Genomic DNA, 23,895 nt, shown 5'->3' with positions numbered 1-23,895 from the left:
TGGGCCCGGCCGGGATCGAACCGACGACATCCACGGTGTAAACGTGGCGCTCTACCAGCTGAGCTACAGGCCCTGGTGCATCCATTCTATCCATGCCGAAGATGTGCGCCGACACCGATGAACAGGACTAGGCTAAATGCGGCGCGCGTTGTGCCGAGCCGACAAGGCTCCCCGCGTCGCTTCCCGTTTCCTTGGCAAGACCTGCCAGCTTGACGAAAGGCTCCACGTGACCGTTCACGACCAGGATCCGTACTCCCAGAGCCCCCTCGACAGTGATCCGGAGGAGACCGGCGAATGGCAGCAGTCACTCGACGAGCTCGTCGATGTGAAGGGCCCGGGGCGTGGTCGCGAGATCATGCTCAGCATGCTCAAGCGTTCCAAGGAACTGCACCTCAACGTTCCGATGGTTCCGACCACGGACTACATCAACACGATCGCGTCCGAAAACGAGCCGGACTTCCCCGGTGATGAAGAACTCGAGCGTCGTTACCGTCACTGGATTCGCTGGAACGCCGCGATCACGGTGCACCGCGCGCAGCGCCCCGGTATTGGAGTCGGCGGTCACATCTCGACCTACGCCTCAGCGGCGTCACTGTATGAGGTCGGCCACAACCACTTCTTCCGCGGTCAGGGCGACTCGGCCGGCGGTGACCAGATCTTCTACCAGGGTCACGCTTCCCCCGGCATGTACGCCAGGAGCTTCCTCGAAGGTCGTCTGAGCGAGGACCAGCTCGACGGCTTCCGCCAGGAGAAGTCCGCGTCGCCGAACGGCATCCCCTCCTACCCGCACCCGCGCATGATGCCGGAGTTCTGGCAGTTCCCGACTGTGTCGATGGGTCTGGGACCGATCAACGCCATCTACCAGGCGATGACGAACAAGTACCTCGCCAACCGCGGCATCAAGGACGTCGCAGACTCCCACGTGTGGGCGTTCCTCGGCGATGGCGAGATGGACGAGGTCGAGTCCCGCGGTCAGCTGCAGGTCGCAGCAAACGAGGGCCTCGACAACCTGACCTTCGTGATCAACTGCAACCTCCAGCGCCTCGACGGCCCGGTACGAGGCAACGGCAAGATCATCCAGGAGCTGGAGTCGTACTTCCGCGGCGCCGGCTGGAACGTGATCAAGGTCGTCTGGGGACGCGAGTGGGATGACCTGCTCGCCCGCGACACCGACGGTGCGCTGCTGAACCTCATGAATGTCACCCCCGATGGTGACTACCAGACCTACAAGGCTGAGAGCGGCGCCTTCGTGCGCGAAAACTTCTTCGGTCGTGACGAGCGCACTGCCGCCATGGTCAAGGACTACACCGACGACCAGATCTGGCACCTGCGCCGTGGTGGCCACGACTACCGCAAGGTCTACGCCGCCTACAAGGCAGCCACCGAGCACAAGGGCCAGCCGACCGTCATCCTCGCGAAGACGGTCAAGGGCTATGGCCTCGGCCCGCACTTCGAGGGGCGCAACGCGACGCACCAGATGAAGAAGATGACGCTGGACGACCTCAAGTTGTTCCGCGACACCATGCAGATTCCGATCACGGATGCTCAGCTCGAAGCCGACCCGTACCGCCCGCCGTTCTACCACCCCGGCGCGAAGGACGAAACGATCCAGTACATGCTGGATCGTCGTCACGAGCTCGGCGGCTTCCTTCCGGAGCGGCGCACCACGCACGTGGGCCTCACACTCCCCGAGGACAAGGACTACGCCTTCCCGAAGAAGGGCTCTGGCAACCAGGAAGTCGCCACGACGATGGCGTTCGTCCGCATGCTCAAGGACCTCATGAGGGTCAAGGGCTTCGGCGAGCGAATCGTGCCGATCATCCCGGACGAGGCTCGCACGTTCGGCATGGACGCCTACTTCCCGACCGCCAAGATCTACAACCCGAACGGTCAGAACTACACGGCCGTCGACCGCGAGCTTCTCCTTGCTTACAAGGAGAGCCCGCAGGGTCAGATCATGCACGTCGGCATCAACGAGGCCGGTGGCACCGCGGCCTTCACCGCGACCGGCACCTCGTACTCAACGCATGGCGAACCTCTGATCCCGATCTACATCTTTTACTCGATGTTCGGATACCAGCGCACCGGCGATGCCTTCTGGGCTGCGGGTGACCAGATGGCACGTGGCTTCGTCATCGGAGCCACCGCGGGTCGCACGACTCTGACCGGCGAGGGTACGCAGCACGCCGACGGTCACTCTCCGTTGCTCTCATCGACTAACCCGGTCACGGTCACGTACGACCCGGCCTACGGCTACGAGGTCGCGCACATCGTGCAGGCCGGTATCGAGCGCATGTACGGCGGGAACCACCCGGACCCCGACGTCATGTACTACATCACGGTCTACAACGAGCCGTTCAAGCAGCCCGCTGAGCCGGAGAACGTTGATGTCGAGGGCATCCTCAAGGGCATCCACCGCGTCGCGCAGGGCGAGGGCGATGGCCCCCGCGTGCAGCTTCTCGCATCCGGTGTCGGTGTGCCGTGGGCGCTAGAAGCGAAAGAGCTGCTGGCCAAGGACTGGGGCGTCACCAGTGACGTCTGGTCGGTCACCAGCTGGAACGAGCTGCGCCGCGACGGACTCGCTGCCGACGAGCACAATTTCCTGCACCCTGAGGAAGAACCCAAGGTGGCCTACCTCACGCAGAAGCTGCAGGGCGCTGCGGGTCCGTTCATCGCGACGAGCGACTTCATGCACGCCGTGCAGGACCAGATCCGCCAGTGGGTACCAGGCGACTACTACACGCTCGGCGCCGACGGCTTCGGCTTCGCTGACACGCGTGCAGCAGCCCGCCGCTTCTTCAAGATCGATGGTCCGTCGATGGTGGTCCGCGCCCTTCAAGGCCTCGCTGACAAGGGACAGGTTGACCGCTCCGTGATCGCGCAGGCGATCGCGAAGTACGACCTGCACAATGTCAACGCAGGAGCGAGCGGAAACGCCGGCGGCGATAGCTGAGCCGCGCGTGACTGGATCGTCTCCCGCGTCGATGGATAAGCCGACGACGCTCGCCTGGCTTCGCCGGATCTCCGGCGATCTCGCTACGGCGACCATTCAGCGGCTAGAAGACACGCTGCCCTGGTACGCCGATATGCCACCAGCCCGCCGCTCCGCGGTCGGGCTGGTGGCCCAGGCGGGCATCACGTCGTTCATCCAGTGGTTCGACGATCCAACTTCGACGCCGTGGATCGCTGCCGATATCTTCGCCGCCGCTCCCCGCGAGTTGCTCCGCAGCGTCAGCCTGACCCAGACGCTGCAGCTGATCCGTGTCACGGTCGAGATCACCGAGGAACGCATCGCCGGCAAGGGCGAGAACCTCCGCGAGGGAATCTTGCTGTACTCCCGTGATGTCGCTTTCGCGGCCGCCGATGTCTATGCGCGCGCTGCCGAGGCACGGGGGCTGTGGGATGCGCGTCTGGAAGCCCTCGTCGTTGACTCGATCCTCACCGGTGAAGCCGATGAGGAGCTTCCCAGCCGCATCGCAGCCCTCGGCTGGCACGGTCATGGTGAGGTCTGCGTCCTCGTCGGCACCACGCCCCCGCAGTTCGATGTCGATCACGTGCGTCGCACTGCACGCAAGCTGTCTGTCGACGTACTCATCGGAGTACAGGGGTCACGTCTCGTGCTCGTACTCGGACGCGCCCGCATCGCCGGGCGCGAAGAGGAAGATGACGATCTCTCCTTCGATGAGATCGCCACGCGACTCGAGCCGTCATTCGGGCCCGGGTACGTCGTGCTCGGCCCTCCCGTTGCGGCGCTGGTGGATGCAGGGCAAAGCGCCCGCGCGGCACTGGCCGGATTCGCTGTTGCACGCGCGTGGCGCACCGCACCACGGCCGGTCGAAGCAGACGACCTGCTGCCCGAGCGGGCCCTCGCCGGCGATCCGCTCGCGAAGCAGACTCTGATTGACCGCATCTACCGCCCACTTCAGGCACATTCCACAGACCTCGTCACGACTCTGTGGAGCTATCTCGACAACGGCCGGTCTCTCGAAGCAACCGCCCGTGAGTTGTTCGTGCATCCCAACACTGTCCGCTACCGGCTCAAGCGCGTCAGCGAGGTCATCGGCTGGGATGCCACCGGACCACGCGAAGCATTGATTCTGCAGACCGCTTTAATTCTGGGCTCCATCGGCACCACAGAATCGGTGCGCCGTCGGTCCACTGGACGCCGCGCACGCTGAAGCCGCCAAACCCGCTGTACGCCACACACAAACGATTTGCACAATCTTGTGATGGATCATCCACCGAATCCGGCGGATCGTTGGCAGACTGGGTAGGTGATTGTCGTCGCTTGCCCTGGACAGGGCTCACAGACCCCCGGCTTCCTTGCCCCTTGGCTCGAGCTGGATGGTGTCGCAGACACCCTTGCCATTTATTCCGAGGCCGCTGAGGTCGATCTCATCCTCCACGGCACGAAGTCGGATGCCGACACGATCCGTGACACCCATATCGCGCAGCCACTCATCGTCGCCGCTTCCCTCATCGCCGCGCAGGAACTGGAGCGGCGCGCTGTGCGCCGCCCGGACGGTTACGCCGGACACTCGGTCGGGGAACTCGCCGCCCTCGTGGGAGCTGGCATCCTCACGGCCGAAGACGCGATGCGCCTGGTTGGTGTGCGCGGCCGCGCGATGGCCGATGCCGCAGCAATGACGCCGACCGGAATGAGCGCTGTGCTGGGCGGTGATGAGCAGGCTCTGCTCGCCCGCCTCGCCGAAATCGACCTCTCCCCCGCGAACTTCAACGGAGGCGGCCAGATCGTCGTCGCCGGATCGCTTCCCGCACTCGCCGAACTGGCAGAGCAGCCACTGAAGGGCACCCGAGTCATCCCGCTCCAGGTCGCGGGCGCGTTCCACACCTCATACATGGCGCCGGCAGTTGCCACCCTCCAAGCTACGGTCGCCGCACTCGCACCGGCAGATCCGACCATCACGCTGTGGACCAACAAGGACGGCTCGATTGTGACGTCCGGCGCGAAGGCACTCGAACTCATCGTCAATCAGGTCTCATCTCCCGTGCGCTGGGATCTGTGCATGTCGTCGTTCGCCGACGGCGGCATCACCGGCCTGGTCGAGCTGGCTCCGGCCGGGGCACTGACCGGCCTCGCAAAACGAGGACTGCGCGGCACGCCGACCGTCGCCGTCAAAACACCCGAAGATCTCGATGCAGCGGCTGAGCTGCTGATTGGAGCAGCCGCATGACCGCTACGTTGAAGCAGGCCACAGGCCCGCAGTACACCCGCATCCTCGCCTACGGCGCAGCTCGCGGTGAGAACTTCGTGCCGAACGAAGACCTGATCGGTCCGATCGACTCCAGCGATGAGTGGATCCGTCAGCGTACGGGCATCATCACGCGAACGAGGGCCAACAAGGGCACCAGTGCGATCGACCTCGCATCCCTCGCCGGCGCTGAGGCGATTGAGAAGTCAGGGGTTGCGGCATCCGATGTCGACCTTGTCATTGTCGCCACCATCAGCAACCCGAAGCAGACGCCCTCGGTGTCAGCGATCGTCGCAGACCGCGTCGGCGCTAACCCAGCCGCGGCGTACGACGTCAACGCAGCGTGTGCTGGCTACGCCTACGCGATCGCGCAGGCCGATGCCCTCATCCGCGCCGGCGCTGCCCGCTACGCGCTCGTGATCGGCACGGAGAAGCTTTCCGATGTCGTCGATCCCACTGACCGCAGTATCTCCTTCCTTCTCGGTGACGGCGCAGGCGCCGCGCTGATCGGCCCGAGCGACACGCCCGGCATCGCACCTGCCGTATGGGGTTCGGATGGCTCAAAGTCAGACGCCGTCGGTATGAACGGCACCCTGACCCAGTTCCGTGATGGCGAAGTTGAGTGGCCGACCCTGCGTCAGGAAGGTCCTACGGTGTTCCGTTGGGCTGTCTGGGACATGGCAAAGGTCGCCCGTCGAGCGCTCGAGGCTGCCGGCATTGAGGCATCCGACCTCGCCGCCTTCATCCCACACCAGGCGAACATGCGCATCATCGACGAGTTCGCAAAGCAGCTGAAGCTTCCTGAGACCACGGTGATCGCTCGCGACATCGAGACCACAGGCAACACGTCAGCGGCATCAATCCCCCTGGCAAGTCACCGTTTGATGGCTGAGCACCCCGAGCTTTCGGGCGGTCTCGCGCTTCAGATCGGCTTCGGTGCCGGACTCGTTTTCGCGGCACAGGTCGTCGTCCTTCCCTGATCTACCTCTACCGTTGCCTAAACTATTCAACGGTTCCGATTACAACCCGCAAGAAAGAGGAAAACCACATGGCTTTCACCAACGATGAGGTCCTCGCAGGCCTCGCCGAGCTCGTCACCGATGAGACCGGCATCGAAGCATCCGAGGTCGCACTCGCGAAGTCCTTCACCGATGACCTCGACATCGACTCGATCTCGATGATGACGATCGTCGTCAACGCAGAAGAGAAGTTCGGCGTCACGATCCCCGACGACGAGGTCAAGAACCTCAAGACCGTCGGCGACGCCGTCAACTTCATCGTCGCTGGCCAGGCGTAACACCTGATGGATGCCACCCCCCGTCGTGTGCGGGGTGTGGCATCCTCTGCTTTCCCTTCACTCGAGAACTACCCGTTCGACAAGGAACCCCACGCAATGACCAAGCGCATCGTCGTCACCGGTATCGGCGCCAGCTCAGCCATCGGCGGAACGGCCCCAGACAACTGGACCAATCTGCTCGCTGGTATGTCCGGCGGAAAATCCTTGGAACACGAGTGGGTTGCCGAGTTGGAGCTGCCTGTCACCTTCGCAGCTGAGGCGATGGTTCGCCCCGAAGAAGTGCTGGCGCGGCCTGTGGCCAAGCGCCTTGACCCTTCCTCGCAGTTCGCATTGATCGCGGCGATGGAAGCCTGGGCAGACGCAGGCTCCCCCGACGTCGATCCCGAGCGGCTCGGCGTCGACTTCGCCACTGGTATCGGCGGCGTGTGGACTCTGCTGGATGCATGGGACACCCTTCGTGAGAAGGGCCCGCGTCGCGTCATGCCCATGACGGTGCCGATGCTCATGCCGAACTCTGCAGCCGGCAACCTTTCACTTCACTTCACCGCTCGCGCCTTCGCCCGCACCGTCGCCTCGGCGTGCGCGTCGAGCACCGAATCTCTCGTCAACGCCTACGAGCACCTGCAGTCAGGGCTCGCCGACGTCGTGATCGCCGGAGGCACGGAGTCTGCCATCCACCCGATCACGATCGCATCCTTCGCCTCGATGCAGGCGCTCTCGCGTCGCAACGATGATCCGGCGACCGCATCGCGTCCCTATTCCGAGGACCGCGACGGCTTTGTCATGGGTGAGGGCGCTGCTGTGCTCATCCTCGAAACAGAAGAGCATGCTAAGGCACGCGGCGCGAAGATCTACGCGGAACTCGTCGGTGGTGGTGTCACGGCCGACGCGTACCACATCACCGCGAACGCTCCCGAGGGCGCTGCGCGTGCGGTCAAACTCGCGCTGGATGCCGCTGGCCGCACTCCTGACGACATCACGCACATCAACGCGCACGCCACCTCGACTCCGGTCGGAGATCCGAACGAGTACGCGGCGCTGAAGAGCGTCATCGGTGATCGCGTTCATGAGATTCCTGTGTCGGCGACCAAATCGTCCACCGGCCACCTGCTCGGCGGCACCGGGGCGCTCGAGGCGATCTTCACGATCCTGGCCATCAAGAACCGCGTCGCTCCCCCGACAATCAACCTCACCACCCAGGATCCTGAGATCCCTCTGCTCGTCTCCGGTGACCCGCAGCCTCTCGGCGACGGCCCGCAGCTAGCTATCAGCAACTCCTTCGGCTTCGGCGGCCACAACGCCGTCGTCGCGTTTGCCGACTACGAGGGCTGATCTCATGTCGAAGGCCTCGTCCCCGATTCTCTCGGGGCGAGGCCTTCGTCGTACGGGGCGGGATTCGCGTTCTCAGAGTCCGGGATCACTCACCGGCATCCGATACTGACGCCTCCCGACGCCCGGGTCCATGCGCGGCCGAGACGATCAGCCGACCTTGTGCAGCCAGACGACGCTGGCGTCATCACTGGCGTGACGGAAGGGCTCGAGTTCCACGTCCCATGCCGAGCCGAGTGCGACATCGAGTTCGCGCTGAAGCTCCACTGCGCTGCCTGCGGCGATCTCCATCGCGTAGCGGATGCGATCCTCACCGATGACGATGTTGCCGGCAGCGTCCGTCTGCGCGTAATGGATGCCGAGATCTGGCGTGTGCAGCCAACGGCCACCGTCACTGCGCGGCGTGGGGTCTTCAGAAACCTCGAACCGCAGGTGCTCCCAACCGCGGATCGCGGTCGCGAGAGTGGCGCCTGTACCGACCGGGCCATCCCAGTAGAACTCGGCACGACGAGACCCTTCGAGCACGGGCTGATCAGCCCAATCGAAGTTCACCGCGCGACCAATAGCGCGACCTACCGCCCATTCAAGGTGCGGGCAGAGCGCGCGAGGTGCAGAGTGGATGTACACCACTCCGCGAGCGTATGCCGTCGCCATGATCTCTCCGTTTCTTCAGGTGCGTCTTCCCCAACGACCTGAGCCAACGAAGTGTGGCGAGAATATGCGGTTATATGGCGATTATCGCCCAGTCCAACGGAAATCACAAGCGTGTGATTATGACGGAAGCCCCGGTCATCCGACCGGGGCTTCCAAATCATGCGTCGTGAGGCGCAGCGAGCGGAGGCTTACGCCTCGCTCATCGCCAGCTTGGCCTGCTGGCCTTTAGCCGCGTAGTACGCGTCACGGGCGGCATCCTTACGAGCCTGCTCTGCATAGCCAGCCTCAAGAACCTCCTGCGGGACGTGGTAGTTCTCAACATCGTCAGTACCGTGGTACTTCTCGATGTAGGCGTCGAGCTCCGGACCCGACGTCCACGACGTGATGAGGTTGTAGCGCGGCTTGGAGCCCGTGTGGGTCGCGGCGTGCCAGAGACGCTGCGTGTCGACGATGAGCTGCGCGCCGGCCGGAAGCGCAAGGCGCACCTCACCAGCGGGGTCTGTGCGGTTCTCACGCAGGACGAAGAAGCTGTCCTTGTCATCGCTGAGGTTGAAGAATCCTCGCACCACCCAGCCAGTACCATCCGGGTTCAGGCGGTTGTTGTCGTCCTGGTGGAGGTTGTAGAGGCAGTCACCATAAGGAGTGGGCTGCAGTTCGATCACGCGGCAACGGCCGACGTTGGCACCAGGTTCCTGTGCGCGGCGGGTGAGGTTCGGTGCCTTGGCGACCTGTGAGTCGATCCAAACGCCGTCCTTGTCAGTGCGCGGCGGCTTGTGGTTCCAGAAGCCGTTGCACTCGATCTCGCCCTTGGCGCTCGCCAACGGAGCAAAGCGAGTGTCGCCCGAGGACTTCCAGTCGTTGTACTCGATGTCCAACCACTCTTTAGGGTCGAGCTCCTGGCTGTAGCCGTCGAGGACGACGAAGCCTTTCTCCTCAAGGGCTGCTGATTTGATATATCCCATGATTAGGTCATGTCCTTTCATCGGGGGCCAGCACGTTTTAACAGGCCCTGATAAGGCAAGCCTAACAGCGGAGGCTGAGCACTCCACGGAACGCAACCGGAGAAAATCAGCGACGGCTAGACTCGATGGCGGTGGATCGCAGGTACCCGCCGCTGTGAGGAGCAAGAGCGAAGAACATGGCAACTGCCACAAATGTCGAAGCGACCGCCGTCAATACGATCGAGTGGCTTTCCGCCCCAGCGACGACAATCGTCGTTCCGGTCTATCAGCGCCAGTATCGCTGGGATATCGGCGGATGCGAGCGTCTGCTTGCTGATATCCGCGCTGTCGCTCATGAGGACGACACGCACCGCCACTTCATCGGTTCGATCCTCTCGGCTCAGGATGCCTCCGAGACAGATCTGATCCTCATCGACGGCCAACAGCGCATCACGACGTTGATGCTCCTGGTCGCGGCCTTGCATCATGCTGTCCGCGATGCCGACCCGACGATGGCAGCTGAACTTGAGCGTGTGCTGGTTCGCGCCGACGACACCTCGCGCACCAAGCTGCGTCCGCACCATGCCTGGGCCGAGTACTACGAATCGGTCATCCTCGATCGTCGCGGCGACGAGGAACGCGAGTCTCGCTTCGATGACAACTACGCGTTCTTTCGCAGTCAAGTGCATGCCGACGAGGCACCGAGAATCTGGCGCGGACTGCAGAAGATCGAGCATGTCTCGATCACTCTGAGCGCCGATGCCAATGCGCAGCAGATATTCGAGAGCCTGAACTCCACTGGCGAGCCTCTGCGTGATCACGAGCTGATCCACAACTACATCCTGATGGGGCTCAGCCATGCCGAGCAACTCGATGTGGAGGAGCGCTTCTGGTTGCCGATCGAACGCCACACGGGCGAGGCGATTGGCGCGTTCTGGCGACACTATCTGGTGATGACGACCGGTCGCGAGGTCGCCGCGAATGGCGAGCACGGCGTGTACAGCGCGTTCCGTCACTCGTTCCCTCGCGTGAACGTCGAGCGTCTTCAGGCGGATGCCGAGACCTGGCGGCACTACGCCGAGATCTACGGCATCCTGTTGGATCCGACTCTGGAGAAGGACGCGGAGCTGCGCCGTCAGCTCGAACACATCAACACCTTCGGCAAAGCAGCCTATCCCCTGGCGATGACCGCTTACAGCGAGCATGCCCGCGGCCTCATCAGCCGAAACGAACTGCTGGAGACGTTGGAGTGGACCCAGGCGCTGTACTTGCGGCGTGCACTGGTGAACCTGCCGACAGAGCGACTTATCGCCCGACTCTGTCGCGCACGCACAGCGGGTCGCGATGCGCTCATGCGCGCCTTTGCACGGATCACGCCGTCAGATGAACGGGTCAGTGCTGTCCTGAAGTATGTCGAGCTCCCCCACGCCGCGTACGTACTGGGGCGACTCGAAGGCGTCGATGACACCTCAGCATTCGATGTGGAGCACATCGTTCCCGTGGCCCCCGGCGAAGCCTGGTCTGGCGATGGTTCGCGAACGTGGAGCGAATACTCCGAAGATGAGCAGAACAGCCACCGCACATTGGCCCCGACGCTCGGAAATCTGACGCTGCTGGAGCAGTCACTCGCGGAGCGAGTTTTCGGAGCTTCGTACCCGGACAAGCTCACCGATGCGTACGCACGCAGTGCCGTTGCGGCAACGAAGCAACTTGCTGAAACGCCCGCCTGGGGCACGGCCGCGATCTCGCAGCGCACAGTACGACTCAGCGCAGAACTGCTGCGTATCTGGGCGCGCCCCACCCTTCCCGAGATCGACGACGATGGCTTGACACCGGTGCTGGATGCCGTGCGTCGACGCGGTTGGCCGGCCGGATGGGATCGCGAGTTCGACTATGTCGAGTACCGCGGCGAGCATTGGGAAACCAAGGACGTTCGCGCGCTGTTCAACCGTGTGTTCCGCCGTGCATGGACCGATAACCGCCCAGCTGCCATCGCTTACTGCACGAAACACGGCGGACCGATTTACAATGAGATGGCGTGGAAGGGCCAGTGGGACGCACTGGATGACGAGAACTTCCTCTACATGGGCTGGGACTCGAACTATATGATGAGCGCCGCGCAAGGAATGTTGGAAGAGTCGGGCATCGCCGCCGAGGTGTTCGTGAAGTACTCGTATATCGGCAACGTGATGTGATGCGACAAGAAGCTCCGACCCAGGTTCCGGTTCTACCGGATCTCAGTGCTGACCCTTTCGACCAGGCTTTCGCCGACCTGTCACTCGGCTGGGACGATGACGCACCTCAGGAATGCGAGTGCGATCACGGCGATGAAGCGGCGTACGCACCATGCGGCCGTCGCGCCAAGTGGCGAGTGACGATCGACTGCACCTGTGGCGAAGACCACCCGCGCACGGTCGAGCTGCTGTGCACCAAGTGCCTGCGCACCGCGCGCAAGGATCTCGGCAAAGAGTCGGTCACCGCGCGTCCGCTGTAACCGACCCGTTGCTACTCGATCGCTGAGGTCAGTACTCGATCTGCCCCAAGCGGTCGAAGAACGCTCCTGTAGGCCCCTCGAGGCCGAGTTGGGCGAGTATCACCGTTGCATCTGTGCCCTCTGTCACGCTCTGGTGACCGGAGTGATTATTGAAGTCCGTACTCGTGTAACCGGGGTCGCTCGCATTGACGCGGAACGCAGGGAGAGATTTTGCGTACTGCACCGTCAGCGCAATCACCGCAGCCTTGGAACTGGCGTAAGGAACCGCCTTCACCGGGTACTCATCCGCGTCCGGAGTCATAAGCTTCCGGGGAGAACCGACGCCGGAAGCGACGTTCACGATGACAGGGTTCTGCGATCGCTGTAGCGCCGGGAGGAATGCCTGCGTCACGCGCACCAAGCCGATGACATTCGTCTCCATCACCTCTCGCATGGTTTCGGCGCTCAGATCCTCGAGCGCGAGGCTGCGCCCCAGGATGCCGGCATTGTTGACGAGCACATCCAGTGCGGGCAGTGCTGCGGCCGCCGCATCGACACTGTGCTGGTCGGTCACATCCAGTGCGATCGGGGTCGCGCCGATCCGTTCGGCCTCCGCAGCGGCGGTCAGGTCTCGCATCCCGGCGTAGACGGTGTGGCCCGCCTCGACGAGCCGTCGAGCGGTCTCCAGACCCAGGCTTCGATTGGCTCCTGTGATGAGTGTTGTTGTCATGTGTCCAGGTTCACAGCGATGTGAGTGATGACCCAGGCCCCGCTTGACAGTGGGTCTGGCAGTGCCACCCACAGTGAACGAAACGGCCCCATGATGGAAGGGTGGAAGAATTTGCGACCGTACTGCGCGCATGGCGTGACCGGGTGAGCCCAGAGCAGCTCGGTTTTCCTCATGGCTCGAATCGCCGGACGAAGGGACTGCGTCGGGAAGAACTCGCGCTCACAGCCGGCGTGAGCGTCGACTACTTGGTGCGGTTGGAGCAGGGACGCGCGACCAATCCCTCCCCTCAGCTGCTCGGGGCGCTGGCCAGGGCGTTGCAGCTCACAGTCGACGAACGCGATCATCTGTATCGCCTCGCCGGTGCCGCCGTCCCGAATCTCGCTTCCGTCCCCATGCACATCGGACCCAGCGTGCAGCGAATCGTCGAGCGACTCGGCTCCCTGCCAGTGGCCATTTACAGCGCCGCTCAGGATCTGTTGTGGTCGAGTCCGCTGTGGGCAGCATTATTCGGAGACCCGACATTGCACACCGGCGACGAGGCGAATCTCGTCTGGCGCGTGTTCGTCAGCCACGATGTCTTGGTCACCCACGATGGAGGTGAAGAGAAGTTCCTTGCCGCGATCGTGGCAGATCTACGTGCCGTGACAGGCCGCTATCCTGACGACCTCCGGCTGCGCGGACTCATCGAGCGGTTGCGAGCAGCTTCCGACTCCTTCGCTGAGCTCTGGGCTCGAGCGGACGTCGCCAAGCAGCACTCCAGCCACAAGGTCGTCCATTCGGCTCTCGTCGGCGACATCACCGTCGACTGCGACATCCTCAGCATTCCCGACAGCGGAGATCTGCGGATCGTCGTCTACACGACTGAACCTGGATCGGAAGATGAGCAGAAGCTCAACCTCCTGCGCGTGATCGGCTTACAACAGTCGCCAAGCTGGCACGCATCTTTGTAGGGCGGGTGAGACTTGAACTCACGAATCGTCGGGTTATGAGCCCGCTGCCTTAACCAACTTGGCCACCGCCCCTAGCGGAACGATTCTATCCGAGCGGAACCGCGTCCTGATGCACCCTCAGATGCGAGTGATAGGTCTCCGCGTTCTGGATGAGGCTCGCGCGCTCCTCGTCGCTGAGCTCGCGCCGCACCTTCGCGGGCACACCAGCGACCATGGAACCGTCGGGGACTTCCGTGCCTCCGAGGATCACTGCTCCCCCGGCGATCAGGCATCCCTTGCCGATTACCGCGCCGCTCAGAATGACCGCACCCATGCCGACGAGTGACCCATCGCCGATCGTGCAGCCGTGCACGACCGCATTGTGACCGATGGAGACGTTCTCGCCGATCACGACGGGATGCCCGCTATCGACGTGGACCGACACGTTGTCCTGCACATTGCTGCCTCGTCCGAGAGTGATTCCGGCGGAATCCCCCCGCAACACCGCGTTGTACCAGACGCTCGAACCCGCCTCGAGAGTGACGTCGCCGACGATACGGGCACCGTCTGCGACGAAAGTATCGTCTGCGATTCTCGGGGTCTTGTTCTGGAGGGCGAGTACGGATGCTGATGACGAGATGCTCATGAGGTGAGACTACCCTCACTTCCGCATGATTCCGCGGCATTTAGAGCCGATAAGCCGAGCCTCAGCTTGCTTGCGGAATGTCTGAGGCTGAGTAACGTTGTATCTATCAGGCACGAAACAGCCGTTCTGGAGGAGCAAAAATGAGCAAGGCACAGACAATTTCCACCACAGCCAGCGACCCGACGGTCGCCGCAGCCGCGGCCCAGTTCCTGTCCCCTGTCGTTCTTGGACTGCAGGCTCTCACCATCAACACGAAGCAGGCCCACTGGCACGTCCGTGGCGCCAACTTCGTCGGCGTACACGAACTGTTCGACACGATCGTCGCTCACGCAGGCGCCTTCGCTGACACCGCAGCAGAGCGCATCGTCGCTCTGGGCCTGCCGATCGATGCACGCGTGAGCGCTGTCGCTTCGAAGGGCTCCGCATCCGAGGTGCCGGCTGGCTTTGCACAGTCGAGCGCGCTGATCCGTAACGTGATCGCCGACATCGACGCGATTCTGGTCGACACCAAGGCGGCCATCGAGGGCCTCGATGAAATCGACCTCACCAGCCAGGATGTCGCGATCGAGGTCATGCGCGGCCTCGAGAAGGACCGTTGGTTCCTCGTCGCACACATCGCCGAGTAAGCATTCCTCCAGAAATGGGGCACCGGGATTCGTCCTGGTGCCCCATTTTCGTTGAAGAGGAAGAGCCAGATCAGAACGGCGCCGGATCCGGATCCGGCATCCGATCTTGGATGTCCTCGAACGTGACGTGGGTAGCGACGCCGGGCGGCCGGTCGACGTAGGTCCTGCCGGTGGGACTGGTCCATTCGAGTAGCCCCCCGCCGAGTTGTCGCACCTTCCACGGAGTGCAGTGCTTGGTCACATGATGTCGTCGACAGAAATCCGCCAGATTCGACAGTGCTGTCGGCCCGCCCAGAGCATGATCGATCGTGTGATCGCCGTCGCACAGCCGGGCGAGCATGCGGCATCCGGGAAAACGGCACCGTCGGTCCCTCGCCCGCAAATACCGTCGCATTTCAGCGGAGGGTCGGTAGCGATCCACCGCGACCACCGTCCCCGAAACTGGATCGGTGAACACCCGATCGAATCCCGGTGTCTGCCCGACCAGAATCCGCGCCGTTTCCGGATCGATCGGCCCGATGCCTTCGAGATGACCGGGCGCCGCCAACCCATCCGGGTCGGTCAGGCTCAGCGCTGGCACCGTGATGTCGATGTGCGCCTGGATCTCTCCCAGCAGGCCGTCGGTGGTGGTGTGCCCCTTCGGTACACCGGTGAGGATCAGGTCGCTGAGAATGTCGCAGCGTAACTGCGCCATCATCCGTTCATCGGCGAAGTCATCATTCTTGGACTCCTTCGCGATCCGCTTGTTCTCGGTCTTCTGCGCGAACGCCATCTGCGTCAATCGGTCATGCTCGGCATGAATCAACGCACTCGGTCCGAACTGCACGAGTTCGGCCATGCCGTCGTCAGCCTCGCGCACCCACACGCCACGCCGCTCACGCGCCTCACGGTGGCGCTCGGTGAAAGAGACCTCCCGCAGCCGCTCGGCCGCCTGCTTCGCGAAGGGGCGCAACCTGTTGGGAGACTCAGACTCAGCACGCGGCAGAACGATCTTCTCGAAACGCGCACGCCCCTCCGCAGTCTCGATCGGCTGGCCCGCTGCGAGAATGATCCGCATGTGCGCGTATGAGATGCGACCTGCGCCGAATGCCGCTGCCGTCACCGGGAAGGCGTTCACCAGCAGCGCGGCGTCGCCCATCTGCGCCTCCACCGCACGGTCGCTGATCCGAAGCACCGCGGCGAGTTCTGTCGCCACGGCGCGGTGCGACATCTCGCGGGAGTCGACCGAGCCGAAGGGCTCGTCATCCGCGATCCGCGCGGCTGTCGCCAGCAGAGCAGTCTTGACCGCCATCATCTGATTGATCGTCTGATCCACCGACCCCAATGTCGTCGCGACGTCGTCCAGCAGCACGTTCAGTACTGGGGACGTCATCGCCGAAGTGGTCATATCACCATTCAACACAGGGCCACAGACATTCGAATATCTCTACGACCGAAACCTTCAACGTCAGGTTGAAGTCGAATCAAGCGAGGTGCGTCAGACGACCATCCCGCAGCGTCGCCATCACCGGCATGCGACGCAGCGTCGATGCGGAAGCCAACCGCGGATCCGCACCGCAGAGCACCAGATCGGCGATCTCCCCCGGTCTCACCGTGCTGCGCACACTCGCTGCCAGCGCCTCATCAATCGTGAGCTGCTCCTCCGGATGCCACGGCTCGCGCTCATCATCAGTGCGTTGCACTGCTGCGGCAATCGCCTGCCATGGATCCAGCGGCGCGACCGGAGCATCCGATCCCAAGCGCACATCGACGCCTGCACGCAGCAGCGATGCCATCGGGTATCCGATGGACGTCTGCGCGGCCCAGTACCCGTCCACGAGATCCCGGTCATCCACAGCGTGCTGCGGTTGCACGCTCGCTGCGAGTCCCAGCCGCACGATCCGTGCGATATCGACGTGCCGCACCAGTTGTGCATGCTCAATCGTGCCGGTGGCGCCGGTCACGGTGACAGCATCCAACGCGGATGACACCGCACGATCTCCGATGGCGTGAATCGCTGCGGCGAAGCCGGCTCCGCTCGCCGCGGTCAGCAGCTCGATCAGATCATCGGGCGAGACGTTGAGCACGCCGAAGTCTGCGTCGTCTCCCGGATAAGAATGCGTGCACGCCGCCGTCCGCGTACCGAGTGACCCATCGGTGATGACCTTCAACGAACCGACATGCACCAGGCCGCCCGTTCCTGGCAGCGGCTCACCGGTGCGAAGACCAGCCGTGATCGCGCGGCCAAGCCCCGCCGGATAGACCGCGAACTCGACCCGCTGGGATGCGAAGCCACTCGCCACACGCCGCGCCCACGCATCAGCGTTCCAGGCCATGTCAAAGTCGACGAACCCGGTGACTCCACGCGCAGCGGCCGCGTCGCCGGCGAGCTTGACCGCACGGTCGCCATGGAGGGGCTCCACCGCGTTCAGGCGCCGGGAGATCTCGAACGCATCGTCTTCGCGCAGCATCCCGTCCGTCGCGATGAAGCCCTCGCGACGCAACGCCGCGGAGTTCAGCCAGACGCTGTGCACATCGGCATTGATCAGATACGTCGGCACATCTCCGGTGCTGGCATCCAGTACCTCGAGCGAAGGATCATCCGGCCAGAGCGCATCGCGAAATCCGGTGCCGACACGACGGCCGTCCGTGAGCGCTGCAACAGAAGCCATCCGCGCCGCAGCCTCGGCAGCGGAGTCCGTCGCACCCAGTTGTTCACGCTCTGACCCCAGTGCCCACTGCAGCGCGTGTACGTGGTGGTCCCACAGGCCAGGAACGACCCAGGCGCCGTGCCCCTCGAGTACCTCGCCAGCCGCCTTCAGGGCGCCGGTGGGTGCGATGTCGATGATTCGACCACCGCTCACGTGCACGTCGACCGGCTCGTCATCCATCAGAAACTCTCGCCCTGGCCCCGCGATCCGCACCTCGCGGATCATCGCGACGGCGTCACCGACGGCCGTCATGCTCGTTTACTGAGCCTCGCGTCGTGGGCACGCTGCATCTCTGCCGCGAGAGCAGGATTCGCGTATTCGCCATCACGCGTCAGCTCGAGAATGACGTTTTCAATGACGTCGTCGGACTTGTTCTGACTGAGCTTGCGCTTGGCCACGATTCGCGTCGGCGTCAACCGGAAACCGACCGTTCCTGATTCAAGCCGCCGCACAAACGTCTCATCGTTGGGCAACTTCCACATCCCCCGAGGTGAGGGGAAGCGGCTCTCGAAATGATCGACCAAGTGCTCCAGCACCCGCAGGTTCTCTGCAGTCTCAAGAACCTCGGGCACCCCTGAAAGGTGTACCGAGACATAGTTCCAGGTCGGAACCGCTTGAACATCCCCGTACCAGTTCGGCGAGACGTAACCATGCGGCCCTTGGAACACGAGCAGGAGCTCCTGCTCCCCCAGTCCGAGGACGAGGTCATCAGGACGGCCGACATGGCCAACGACGGTGAGATCATCCCGATCGGGGTCGAGCAGGACCGCGTAGTGCGATGCCGTCATACCGTCGGCATCGCGCCCCACCACGGTCGTCCATGGATTGGCCGAGATGACACGACGCAACTCAGTGACATCGGTCATCGCGAAACTCGGATTCTGGCGCATACCCTCAGCCTAAGACCGAAAAGTCGTTCAGGCCTGGCACTTCGGACACCAATAGAGCTTGCGCGCACCGATCACTTCGAGCGCGATCTCCGTGCCGCAGGTACGACAAGGTAGACCCGCACGGTGGTACACCCAGTGTCTGTCGTCTCGGCTGGCCATCGCCGCACGGTAGCCCTCCGGCGACAGATCGTCCATCGTCATCATCTGCCCGGTCTCCACACCCACAGGCAACAGCCTCGCCCAATCGTGCCAGAGTTCGCGAACCAGCTCCTCCGGCACAATCTTGCCCGGTGTGTGCGGGTTCAGCCGCGCGCGGTACAGCATCTCCGCGCGGTACACGTTGCCGATCCCGCTGATGACAGACTGATCCATCAGCAGCAGTGCGATCGCCGTGCCCTTCTTGCGCACGGTGCGCACGAAACGCTCTTCGTTCTCGACAGGATCGCCGACAAGAGGGTCTGGCCCCAGCTTCGCCACCGACGCCAGCATCTCGTCGGGCGTCTGCAATGCGCAGGCGGTAGGCCCACGAAGATCGGCCGCGGTGATGTCGGTCATCAACCGGAGCCGCACCTGCCCAACGACCGGCGGTGGCCAGTGCATATCTGTGTCCGCCAGCCCCTTGGTCTGCTCAGACATACGAACATGCACGCGCGTGCGCCGAGGCGCCCCGATCGATGCAAGTGAGTTCTCGCCAGCACTGTCCAGAATCGGCGCGCTGTCCAGAATCGCGTCATCCAGAATCGGCGCGCCATCCAGCGCATCAAGCTCCGTGCCGCGCTGGTTCGTCTGCCCCATCCGGCCGTTCGCGGAGGCGATCGTCGGATCGAGCATGATCTCGCCGGCGAAGTCCCAGGCGCCGTACAGCCCGAGATGCACGCGCAGCCAGAGATCCCCCTCGACCTCGAAGAACATCTGCTTGCCGACCGCCTTCACGCTCACCGCTTCACGGCCGTCGAGCATGGCCGCCCCCTCAAGAAAGCGTCCCTGCGGACTCGACGCGTGCAGCGTCTTGCCGATGAAGTTGCGATCGAACTGTCGAGCGATCCGGTGAACGGAATGTCCCTCGGGCATCTCAGGCGCGCGGGTCCGGAAGCAGCGAGCCGTCGCGCTCGAAGTCTGCGATCTGACCGATGCGTCGCACGTGACGCTCTTCGTCAGAGAACGGAGTGCCGATGAAGCGCTCGATGAAGGAGACGACCTCTTCGAATGTGTGCTGACGCGCTCCGATGGAGATCACGTTGGCGTCGTTGTGTTCGCGCGCGAGTTCGGCAGTCGACAGGTTCCAGACGAGAGCCGCGCGGATGCCCTGAACCTTGTTCGCCGCAATCTGCTCACCGTTGCCAGAGCCGCCGAACACAACCCCGAGCGCCTCGACGCCGGCCGTCTGATCAGCGACGACGGCCTGCGCGGCGCGGATGCAGAACGCCGGGTAGTCATCGACCGCGTCGTACTCGATCGGGCCGTGGTCGATGACCACGTGCCCGAGAGTACGCAGGTGGTCCTGCAACTGTGTGGAGAATTCCAGTCCCGCGTGGTCTGTGGCGATGTGGATGCGCATGCTCACCATCCTAGAAGCGTCCTGAGCCTGCGCACGTCAGGGCGCGATACCTGCGGCTGCGGGCTTGAATCCGAGGCGCACGTTCTCGCAGTCGCCGGGGCGGGAGACGTCGTTCCAGGGCCCCAGAGCGGTGAGATGCGGACGCTCGGATGCTGGCGTTCCCTCAATCCGCTCGATCACGAGGTCGATGAGACCCGAGACGAATGCCGGGTGCACACCGGGGGTCTGAGTGCGCACAGAGGGAAGACCTGCTTCAGCGGCCGATTCCGTCGCCTCGGTGTCGAGATCCCACAGCACTTCCATGTGGTCACTGACGAAGCCCAGCGGCACGATGACGACCGCCTTCGCGCCGGCCGCAGGGAGCTCAGCGATCACATCGTTGATGTCCGGCTCAAGCCAGGGCTGCGTGGGCGGGCCGGAGCGCGACTGGAACACCAGCTGCCAAGGCACGGTGGTACCGCCGGTGACCGCCGCAAGCTGCTCGATGATGTGCTCAGCTACCGCCCGGTGCTGTGCCTCATATGCGCCGCCTGGTCCCCAGTCCACATCGCGGGGGCCTGAGCGCTCGGCATCCGCCGTGGGAATCGAGTGCGTGGAAAACAGCACGTGGATATCGGCTGCCGCGATGCCCTGTGCGAGGAAGTCCCTCACTGCGGCGTCCACGCCCTCCTGGAAGGGCGCAACGAAACCGGGGTGATCGAAGTAGAGGCGCACCTTGTCGGCGGTGACGCGTTCTTCAAGCCCTGCTTTGGTGATCGCCTGCGCGATGTCTTCGCGGTACTGGCGGTCGCTGGAATACGAGCTGTAGGCGCTGGTTGCCAGAACGAGAAGGGTGCAGTGGCCGTCAGCTGCAGCCTCGGTGAACGCCTCGTCGAGGAACGGACCCCAGTTGCGGTTGCCCCAGTACACCGGCAGATCAATGCCGCGGCGGGCGAGTTCGCCCTCAAGCGCAGCTTTCAGCTCACGGTTCTGCCCGTTGATCGGGCTCACTCCTCCGAAATGACGATAGTGATGGGCCACCTCTTCCAGTCGCTCATCCGGGATGCCGCGCCCCCGAGTCACATTACGGAGGAAAGGAATGACGTCATCCTGCCCCTCTGGGCCACCGAAGCTGGCGAGCACCAGGGCGTCATAGGCCACCGGGGTCTCGACGAACTCGGCACCGGTAGCGGCGGCAGCGGAAGCGAACGGAACGACAATCTGATCGGGCACAGTCACCCCTCCATCATTTCATCTCCTTGCAGTCGCGGTCGCCCGAGTGCGGTCCTGGCGTAGGCTGTCATGGTTGCCGTCGACGCCAGCCGCGTCGAGCCTGGGTAGCGCCCCCGAACCCCTGGGAGAAACAGCTGTGCCTGGAGAGAACCTCACCCGTATTGAAGCGCAGGAGCGCCGGACTCTCATCGACACACAGTCGTATGAGATCTCGCTCGATCTGACGAAGGGCGCCGAAATCTTCGGTTCTCGCAGCGTCGTCCGCTTCACCGCAAAGGCGGAAAGCTTCACATTCATCGATCTGATCGCACGCGACGTGCGTGAGATCTCCCTCAATGGGGAGCAGCTTGACCCGAACGAGGTGTTTGCTGACTCCCGCATCACGCTGACGAACCTTCAGGAAGAGAACGTCCTCGTCGTCGACGCTGACTGCGCCTACACGAACACCGGCGAAGGACTGCACCGCTTCGTTGACCCCGTGGACGGTGAGGTCTACCTCTACTCGCAGTTCGAGGTTCCTGATTCCCGCCGCGTGTTCGCGGTGTTCGAACAGCCCGACCTGAAGGCCACCTTCCAGTTCACTGTGACCGTCCCCGCGGCATGGCAGGTCATCTCCAACTCCCCTGCCCCCGAGCCCATCAAGCACGACGCGAATGACACCGCAACCTGGGGGTTCGAAGCGACGCCTCGCATCTCCTCGTACATCACAGCCATCGTCGCGGGCCCGTACGAATCGACGTTCTCCGAACTCACCAGCACTGACGGACGTGTTATTCCGCTCGGCGTGTACGGCCGCAAGAGCCTCTGGCAGCACGTCGATGCCGACTACCTCTTCGACAAGACGCGCGAGGGCTTCGCGTACTTCGAGTCGAAGTTCGGCGTGCCGTACCCCTTCGCCAAGTACGACCAGCTCTTCGTGCCGGAGTTCAACGCCGGCGCCATGGAGAACGCGGGCGCAGTCACGTTCACCGAAACCTATGTCTTCCGCAGCAAGGTGACGGACGCCGTCAAGGAACGTCGCGTCGTCACGATCCTGCACGAACTGGCACACATGTGGTTCGGCGATCTCGTCACCATGAGGTGGTGGAACGACCTCTGGTTGAACGAGTCGTTTGCCGAATGGGCATCGACGATCGCAACGGCCGAGGCCACCGAGTGGACCGAGGCGTGGACGACGTTCAACTCCTCGGGGAAGTCCTGGGCATACCGCCAGGATCAGCTTCCCTCCACACATCCGATCGTCGCCGAGATCAATGATCTGGAGGATGTGTACGTCAACTTCGACGGCATCACCTATGCCAAGGGTGGGTCGGTGCTCAAGCAGCTCGCCGCTTGGGTCGGGATCGACGCCTTCTTCGCCGGAGTCGGCCAGTACTTCCAGAAGCACGCGTGGGGCAACACCGAGGTCACCGACCTGCTCACCGAACTCGAGGCCACCAGCGGCCGCGACCTCAGCGCGTGGTCCAAGAAGTGGCTCGAAACTTCAGGAGTGAACACGCTCTCTCCCGTCATCGCCGAAGGAGCGGATGGTGTGATCTCCCGCTTCGCCATCACGCAGACCGCCCCCGCTGACTACCCGACGATTCGCCCGCACCGCCTCGGCGTCGGCTTCTACACGCTCGCTGATGGCTCGCTCACCCGCACGCACTACGTTGAGATCGACGTAGACGGCGACCGCACAGAGGTTCCGGAACTCCAGGGTCAGAAGCGCCCCGATCTGGTGCTGCTCAATGACAACGACCTCGCTTACACGAAGATCCGCCTCGACGAGCGTTCACTGGCCACCGCCATCGCGCACCTCGGCGACATCACGGACCCGCTCGCGCGTTCACTCATCTGGGGCGCGGCCTGGGATCAGACTCGCGACGCCGAAAGCCCTGCATCCGACTATCTGGATCTGGTTCTCGGCAACATCGGCCGCGAGACCGAGTCGACCACGGTACGCACCACGCTCGCACAGCTGCGCACTGCAGCGACGTTGTATGTGACGCCCGCAGACAGGGACGCAGCGCGCCGGAAGATCGCTGATGGTCTGTGGGACCTCGCTCACAGCGCGCAGGCCGGCAGCGACAATCAGCTGCAGTTCGTTACCGCGTTCTCCAGCACGTTGGTGGATACGGAGCATGCCGGCATCATCGGTCGGCTTCGCTCCGGCGAGGAGACTCTGCCCGGGCTCGAGATCGACACCGACCTCTCCTGGCAGCTACTCGTCGGACTCGCGTCGATTGGCGCGACGGATGCCGCTTCTATCGACGCCGCACTCGCCGGAGACAACACGTCCAAGGGCGCGGAGTTTGCCGCTCAGGCGCGCGCGGCGCTGCCATCGGTCGCTGACAAGCGGATCGCCTGGGAAACGCTTGTCGAGAAGGACGATGCCCCGAACACGATCGTGCGTTCTGCCGCTCTCGGCTTCGTACACCCGAACAGCGCAGGCGTGCTCGGCGACTTCGTGCAGAGCTACTTCGACATGCTGCTGCCGGTGTGGGAGTCCCGTACCTACCAGATCGCAAGTTACCTCATCGTCGGCCTCTACCCGACGTCGCTGGCCAATACAGAGCTCCGCGATGCGACGCGGGCATGGCTCTCCACCAATACGGATGCTGCACCGGCACTGCGCCGCCTGGTAAGCGAGGGGCTGGCCGATGTCGAGCGCGCGCTCGCGGCGCAGGCGCGCGATGCTGAGGAAGACGAGTCTGACGACTGAACA

General features: G+C 63.6%; 21 protein-coding genes and 2 tRNA genes. 11 read left to right on the top strand and 12 right to left on the bottom strand.

Annotation, left to right across the window (positions count from 1 at the left end):
• Positions 1 to 73: transfer RNA gene (locus ACSU1G_RS01275), tRNA-Val, on the bottom strand.
• Between the two features lie 153 nt (positions 74 to 226).
• Here ACSU1G_RS01275 and aceE point away from each other — a divergent pair.
• The 6 genes from aceE (at position 227) to ACSU1G_RS01245 (ending at position 7,842) form a co-directional block, all read left to right on the top strand.
• The gene (gene aceE / locus ACSU1G_RS01270; RefSeq protein WP_439278091.1) at positions 227 to 2,953 is read left to right on the top strand and encodes a pyruvate dehydrogenase (acetyl-transferring), homodimeric type; all 2,727 of its coding nucleotides are present in this window, start codon (positions 227 to 229) and stop codon (positions 2,951 to 2,953) included.
• A gap of 31 nt (positions 2,954 to 2,984) precedes the next feature.
• Positions 2,985 to 4,178, top strand: a complete 1,194-nt coding sequence (locus ACSU1G_RS01265; RefSeq protein WP_439278663.1) for a PucR family transcriptional regulator — start codon at positions 2,985 to 2,987, stop codon at positions 4,176 to 4,178.
• 96 nt (positions 4,179 to 4,274) lie between these two features.
• Positions 4,275 to 5,195: an ACP S-malonyltransferase gene (locus ACSU1G_RS01260; protein ID WP_439278090.1), complete on the top strand. Its 921-nt coding sequence runs from the start codon at positions 4,275 to 4,277 to the stop codon at positions 5,193 to 5,195.
• Entirely contained in the window at positions 5,192 to 6,193 is a 1,002-nt protein-coding gene (locus tag ACSU1G_RS01255; protein ID WP_439278089.1) for a beta-ketoacyl-ACP synthase III, read from the top strand. Before ACSU1G_RS01260 ends, ACSU1G_RS01255 begins: the two co-directional genes overlap by 4 nt.
• Before the next feature lie 68 nt (positions 6,194 to 6,261).
• Positions 6,262 to 6,510 carry an acyl carrier protein gene (locus ACSU1G_RS01250; RefSeq protein ID WP_439278088.1) on the top strand — a complete coding sequence of 83 codons (249 nt, stop codon included), beginning with the start codon at positions 6,262 to 6,264 and terminating at the stop codon, positions 6,508 to 6,510.
• Positions 6,511 to 6,606: 96 nt separating this feature from the next.
• Positions 6,607 to 7,842: a beta-ketoacyl-[acyl-carrier-protein] synthase family protein gene (locus ACSU1G_RS01245; protein WP_439278087.1), complete on the top strand. Its 1,236-nt coding sequence runs from the start codon at positions 6,607 to 6,609 to the stop codon at positions 7,840 to 7,842.
• A gap of 147 nt (positions 7,843 to 7,989) precedes the next feature.
• On the opposite strand, the gene ACSU1G_RS01240 is transcribed toward ACSU1G_RS01245, so the two are convergent.
• Together ACSU1G_RS01240 and ACSU1G_RS01235 are read right to left on the bottom strand one after the other, a co-directional pair.
• A complete protein-coding gene (locus ACSU1G_RS01240) occupies positions 7,990 to 8,493 on the bottom strand; it encodes a DUF3145 domain-containing protein (protein WP_439278086.1) in 504 nt (167 codons plus the stop codon).
• 188 nt (positions 8,494 to 8,681) lie between these two features.
• A complete protein-coding gene (locus ACSU1G_RS01235; protein ID WP_439278085.1) occupies positions 8,682 to 9,455 on the bottom strand; it encodes a hypothetical protein in 774 nt (257 codons plus the stop codon).
• A 176-nt stretch (positions 9,456 to 9,631) separates the two neighbouring features.
• On the opposite strand from ACSU1G_RS01235, the gene ACSU1G_RS01230 reads away from it, so the two are divergent.
• Entirely contained in the window at positions 9,632 to 11,629 is a 1,998-nt protein-coding gene (locus tag ACSU1G_RS01230; RefSeq protein WP_439278084.1) for a DUF262 domain-containing protein, read from the top strand.
• A complete protein-coding gene (locus ACSU1G_RS01225; protein ID WP_439278083.1) occupies positions 11,629 to 11,928 on the top strand; it encodes a hypothetical protein in 300 nt (99 codons plus the stop codon). The genes ACSU1G_RS01230 and ACSU1G_RS01225 overlap by 1 nt, the downstream gene beginning before the upstream one ends.
• A 28-nt stretch (positions 11,929 to 11,956) precedes the next feature.
• On the opposite strand, the gene ACSU1G_RS01220 is transcribed toward ACSU1G_RS01225, so the two are convergent.
• Positions 11,957 to 12,637 carry an SDR family NAD(P)-dependent oxidoreductase gene (locus ACSU1G_RS01220; RefSeq protein ID WP_439278082.1) on the bottom strand — a complete coding sequence of 227 codons (681 nt, stop codon included), beginning with the start codon at positions 12,635 to 12,637 and terminating at the stop codon, positions 11,957 to 11,959.
• A 101-nt stretch (positions 12,638 to 12,738) separates the two neighbouring features.
• On the opposite strand from ACSU1G_RS01220, the gene ACSU1G_RS01215 reads away from it, so the two are divergent.
• A complete protein-coding gene (locus ACSU1G_RS01215) occupies positions 12,739 to 13,587 on the top strand; it encodes a helix-turn-helix domain-containing protein (RefSeq protein WP_439278081.1) in 849 nt (282 codons plus the stop codon).
• Here the strand turns inward: ACSU1G_RS01215 and ACSU1G_RS01210 are convergent.
• Positions 13,585 to 13,659 (bottom strand) — tRNA-Ile (locus ACSU1G_RS01210). The genes ACSU1G_RS01215 and ACSU1G_RS01210 overlap by 3 nt on opposite strands.
• A gap of 13 nt (positions 13,660 to 13,672) precedes the next feature.
• Positions 13,673 to 14,212 (bottom strand): gamma carbonic anhydrase family protein, encoded by a 540-nt coding sequence (locus ACSU1G_RS01205; protein ID WP_439278080.1) that lies wholly within the window; start codon positions 14,210 to 14,212, stop codon positions 13,673 to 13,675.
• A gap of 140 nt (positions 14,213 to 14,352) precedes the next feature.
• On the opposite strand from ACSU1G_RS01205, the gene ACSU1G_RS01200 reads away from it, so the two are divergent.
• Positions 14,353 to 14,838, top strand: coding sequence for a Dps family protein (locus ACSU1G_RS01200; RefSeq protein ID WP_439278079.1), 486 nt, complete (start codon positions 14,353 to 14,355; stop codon positions 14,836 to 14,838).
• 70 nt (positions 14,839 to 14,908) lie between these two features.
• Here ACSU1G_RS01200 and ACSU1G_RS01195 read toward each other — a convergent pair whose 3' ends face one another.
• The 6 genes from ACSU1G_RS01195 to ACSU1G_RS01170 all read right to left on the bottom strand — a co-directional run bounded on the left by ACSU1G_RS01195 (position 14,909) and on the right by ACSU1G_RS01170 (position 21,194).
• Positions 14,909 to 16,225 (bottom strand): DUF222 domain-containing protein, encoded by a 1,317-nt coding sequence (locus ACSU1G_RS01195; RefSeq protein ID WP_439278078.1) that lies wholly within the window; start codon positions 16,223 to 16,225, stop codon positions 14,909 to 14,911.
• Between the two features lie 76 nt (positions 16,226 to 16,301).
• Entirely contained in the window at positions 16,302 to 17,780 is a 1,479-nt protein-coding gene (locus ACSU1G_RS01190) for an amidohydrolase (RefSeq protein ID WP_439278077.1), read from the bottom strand.
• Positions 17,777 to 18,418: an FMN-binding negative transcriptional regulator gene (locus ACSU1G_RS01185; RefSeq protein ID WP_439278076.1), complete on the bottom strand. Its 642-nt coding sequence runs from the start codon at positions 18,416 to 18,418 to the stop codon at positions 17,777 to 17,779. The genes ACSU1G_RS01190 and ACSU1G_RS01185 overlap by 4 nt, the downstream gene beginning before the upstream one ends.
• 27 nt (positions 18,419 to 18,445) lie before the next feature.
• Positions 18,446 to 19,489 carry an Fpg/Nei family DNA glycosylase gene (locus ACSU1G_RS01180; RefSeq protein WP_439278075.1) on the bottom strand — a complete coding sequence of 348 codons (1,044 nt, stop codon included), beginning with the start codon at positions 19,487 to 19,489 and terminating at the stop codon, positions 18,446 to 18,448.
• 1 nt (position 19,490) lies between these two features.
• Positions 19,491 to 19,976, bottom strand: a complete 486-nt coding sequence (locus tag ACSU1G_RS01175) for a ribose-5-phosphate isomerase (RefSeq protein ID WP_439278074.1) — start codon at positions 19,974 to 19,976, stop codon at positions 19,491 to 19,493.
• Between the two features lie 36 nt (positions 19,977 to 20,012).
• Positions 20,013 to 21,194, bottom strand: a complete 1,182-nt coding sequence (locus ACSU1G_RS01170; protein WP_439278073.1) for a ferrochelatase — start codon at positions 21,192 to 21,194, stop codon at positions 20,013 to 20,015.
• A 130-nt stretch (positions 21,195 to 21,324) separates the two neighbouring features.
• On the opposite strand from ACSU1G_RS01170, the gene pepN reads away from it, so the two are divergent.
• Positions 21,325 to 23,892: an aminopeptidase N gene (gene pepN / locus ACSU1G_RS01165; protein ID WP_439278072.1), complete on the top strand. Its 2,568-nt coding sequence runs from the start codon at positions 21,325 to 21,327 to the stop codon at positions 23,890 to 23,892.
• Positions 23,893 to 23,895: the final 3 nt, after the last annotated feature.

The sequence above is a fragment of the Microbacterium sp. A93 genome (genome assembly GCF_051842835.1).
The sequence above is the reverse complement of the archived record's forward strand: the minus strand, read 5'-3'. Positions and strand labels throughout refer to the sequence as shown.

Coding starts and splice junctions, on each gene's coding strand:
- ACSU1G_RS01265 (WP_439278663.1), top strand. CDS start 2,985: ATGGATAAGCCGACGACGCTCGCCTGGCTTCGCCGGATCTCCGGCGAT.
- ACSU1G_RS01255 (WP_439278089.1), top strand. CDS start 5,192: ATGACCGCTACGTTGAAGCAGGCCACAGGCCCGCAGTACACCCGCATC.
- ACSU1G_RS01250 (WP_439278088.1), top strand. CDS start 6,262: ATGGCTTTCACCAACGATGAGGTCCTCGCAGGCCTCGCCGAGCTCGTC.
- ACSU1G_RS01245 (WP_439278087.1), top strand. CDS start 6,607: ATGACCAAGCGCATCGTCGTCACCGGTATCGGCGCCAGCTCAGCCATC.
- ACSU1G_RS01240 (WP_439278086.1), bottom strand. CDS start 8,493: ATGGCGACGGCATACGCTCGCGGAGTGGTGTACATCCACTCTGCACCT.
- ACSU1G_RS01235 (WP_439278085.1), bottom strand. CDS start 9,455: ATGGGATATATCAAATCAGCAGCCCTTGAGGAGAAAGGCTTCGTCGTC.
- ACSU1G_RS01230 (WP_439278084.1), top strand. CDS start 9,632: ATGGCAACTGCCACAAATGTCGAAGCGACCGCCGTCAATACGATCGAG.
- ACSU1G_RS01225 (WP_439278083.1), top strand. CDS start 11,629: ATGCGACAAGAAGCTCCGACCCAGGTTCCGGTTCTACCGGATCTCAGT.
- ACSU1G_RS01220 (WP_439278082.1), bottom strand. CDS start 12,637: ATGACAACAACACTCATCACAGGAGCCAATCGAAGCCTGGGTCTGGAG.
- ACSU1G_RS01205 (WP_439278080.1), bottom strand. CDS start 14,212: ATGAGCATCTCGTCATCAGCATCCGTACTCGCCCTCCAGAACAAGACC.
- ACSU1G_RS01200 (WP_439278079.1), top strand. CDS start 14,353: ATGAGCAAGGCACAGACAATTTCCACCACAGCCAGCGACCCGACGGTC.
- ACSU1G_RS01195 (WP_439278078.1), bottom strand. CDS start 16,225: ATGACCACTTCGGCGATGACGTCCCCAGTACTGAACGTGCTGCTGGAC.
- ACSU1G_RS01190 (WP_439278077.1), bottom strand. CDS start 17,780: ATGACGGCCGTCGGTGACGCCGTCGCGATGATCCGCGAGGTGCGGATC.
- ACSU1G_RS01185 (WP_439278076.1), bottom strand. CDS start 18,418: ATGCGCCAGAATCCGAGTTTCGCGATGACCGATGTCACTGAGTTGCGT.
- ACSU1G_RS01180 (WP_439278075.1), bottom strand. CDS start 19,489: ATGCCCGAGGGACATTCCGTTCACCGGATCGCTCGACAGTTCGATCGC.
- ACSU1G_RS01175 (WP_439278074.1), bottom strand. CDS start 19,976: ATGCGCATCCACATCGCCACAGACCACGCGGGACTGGAATTCTCCACA.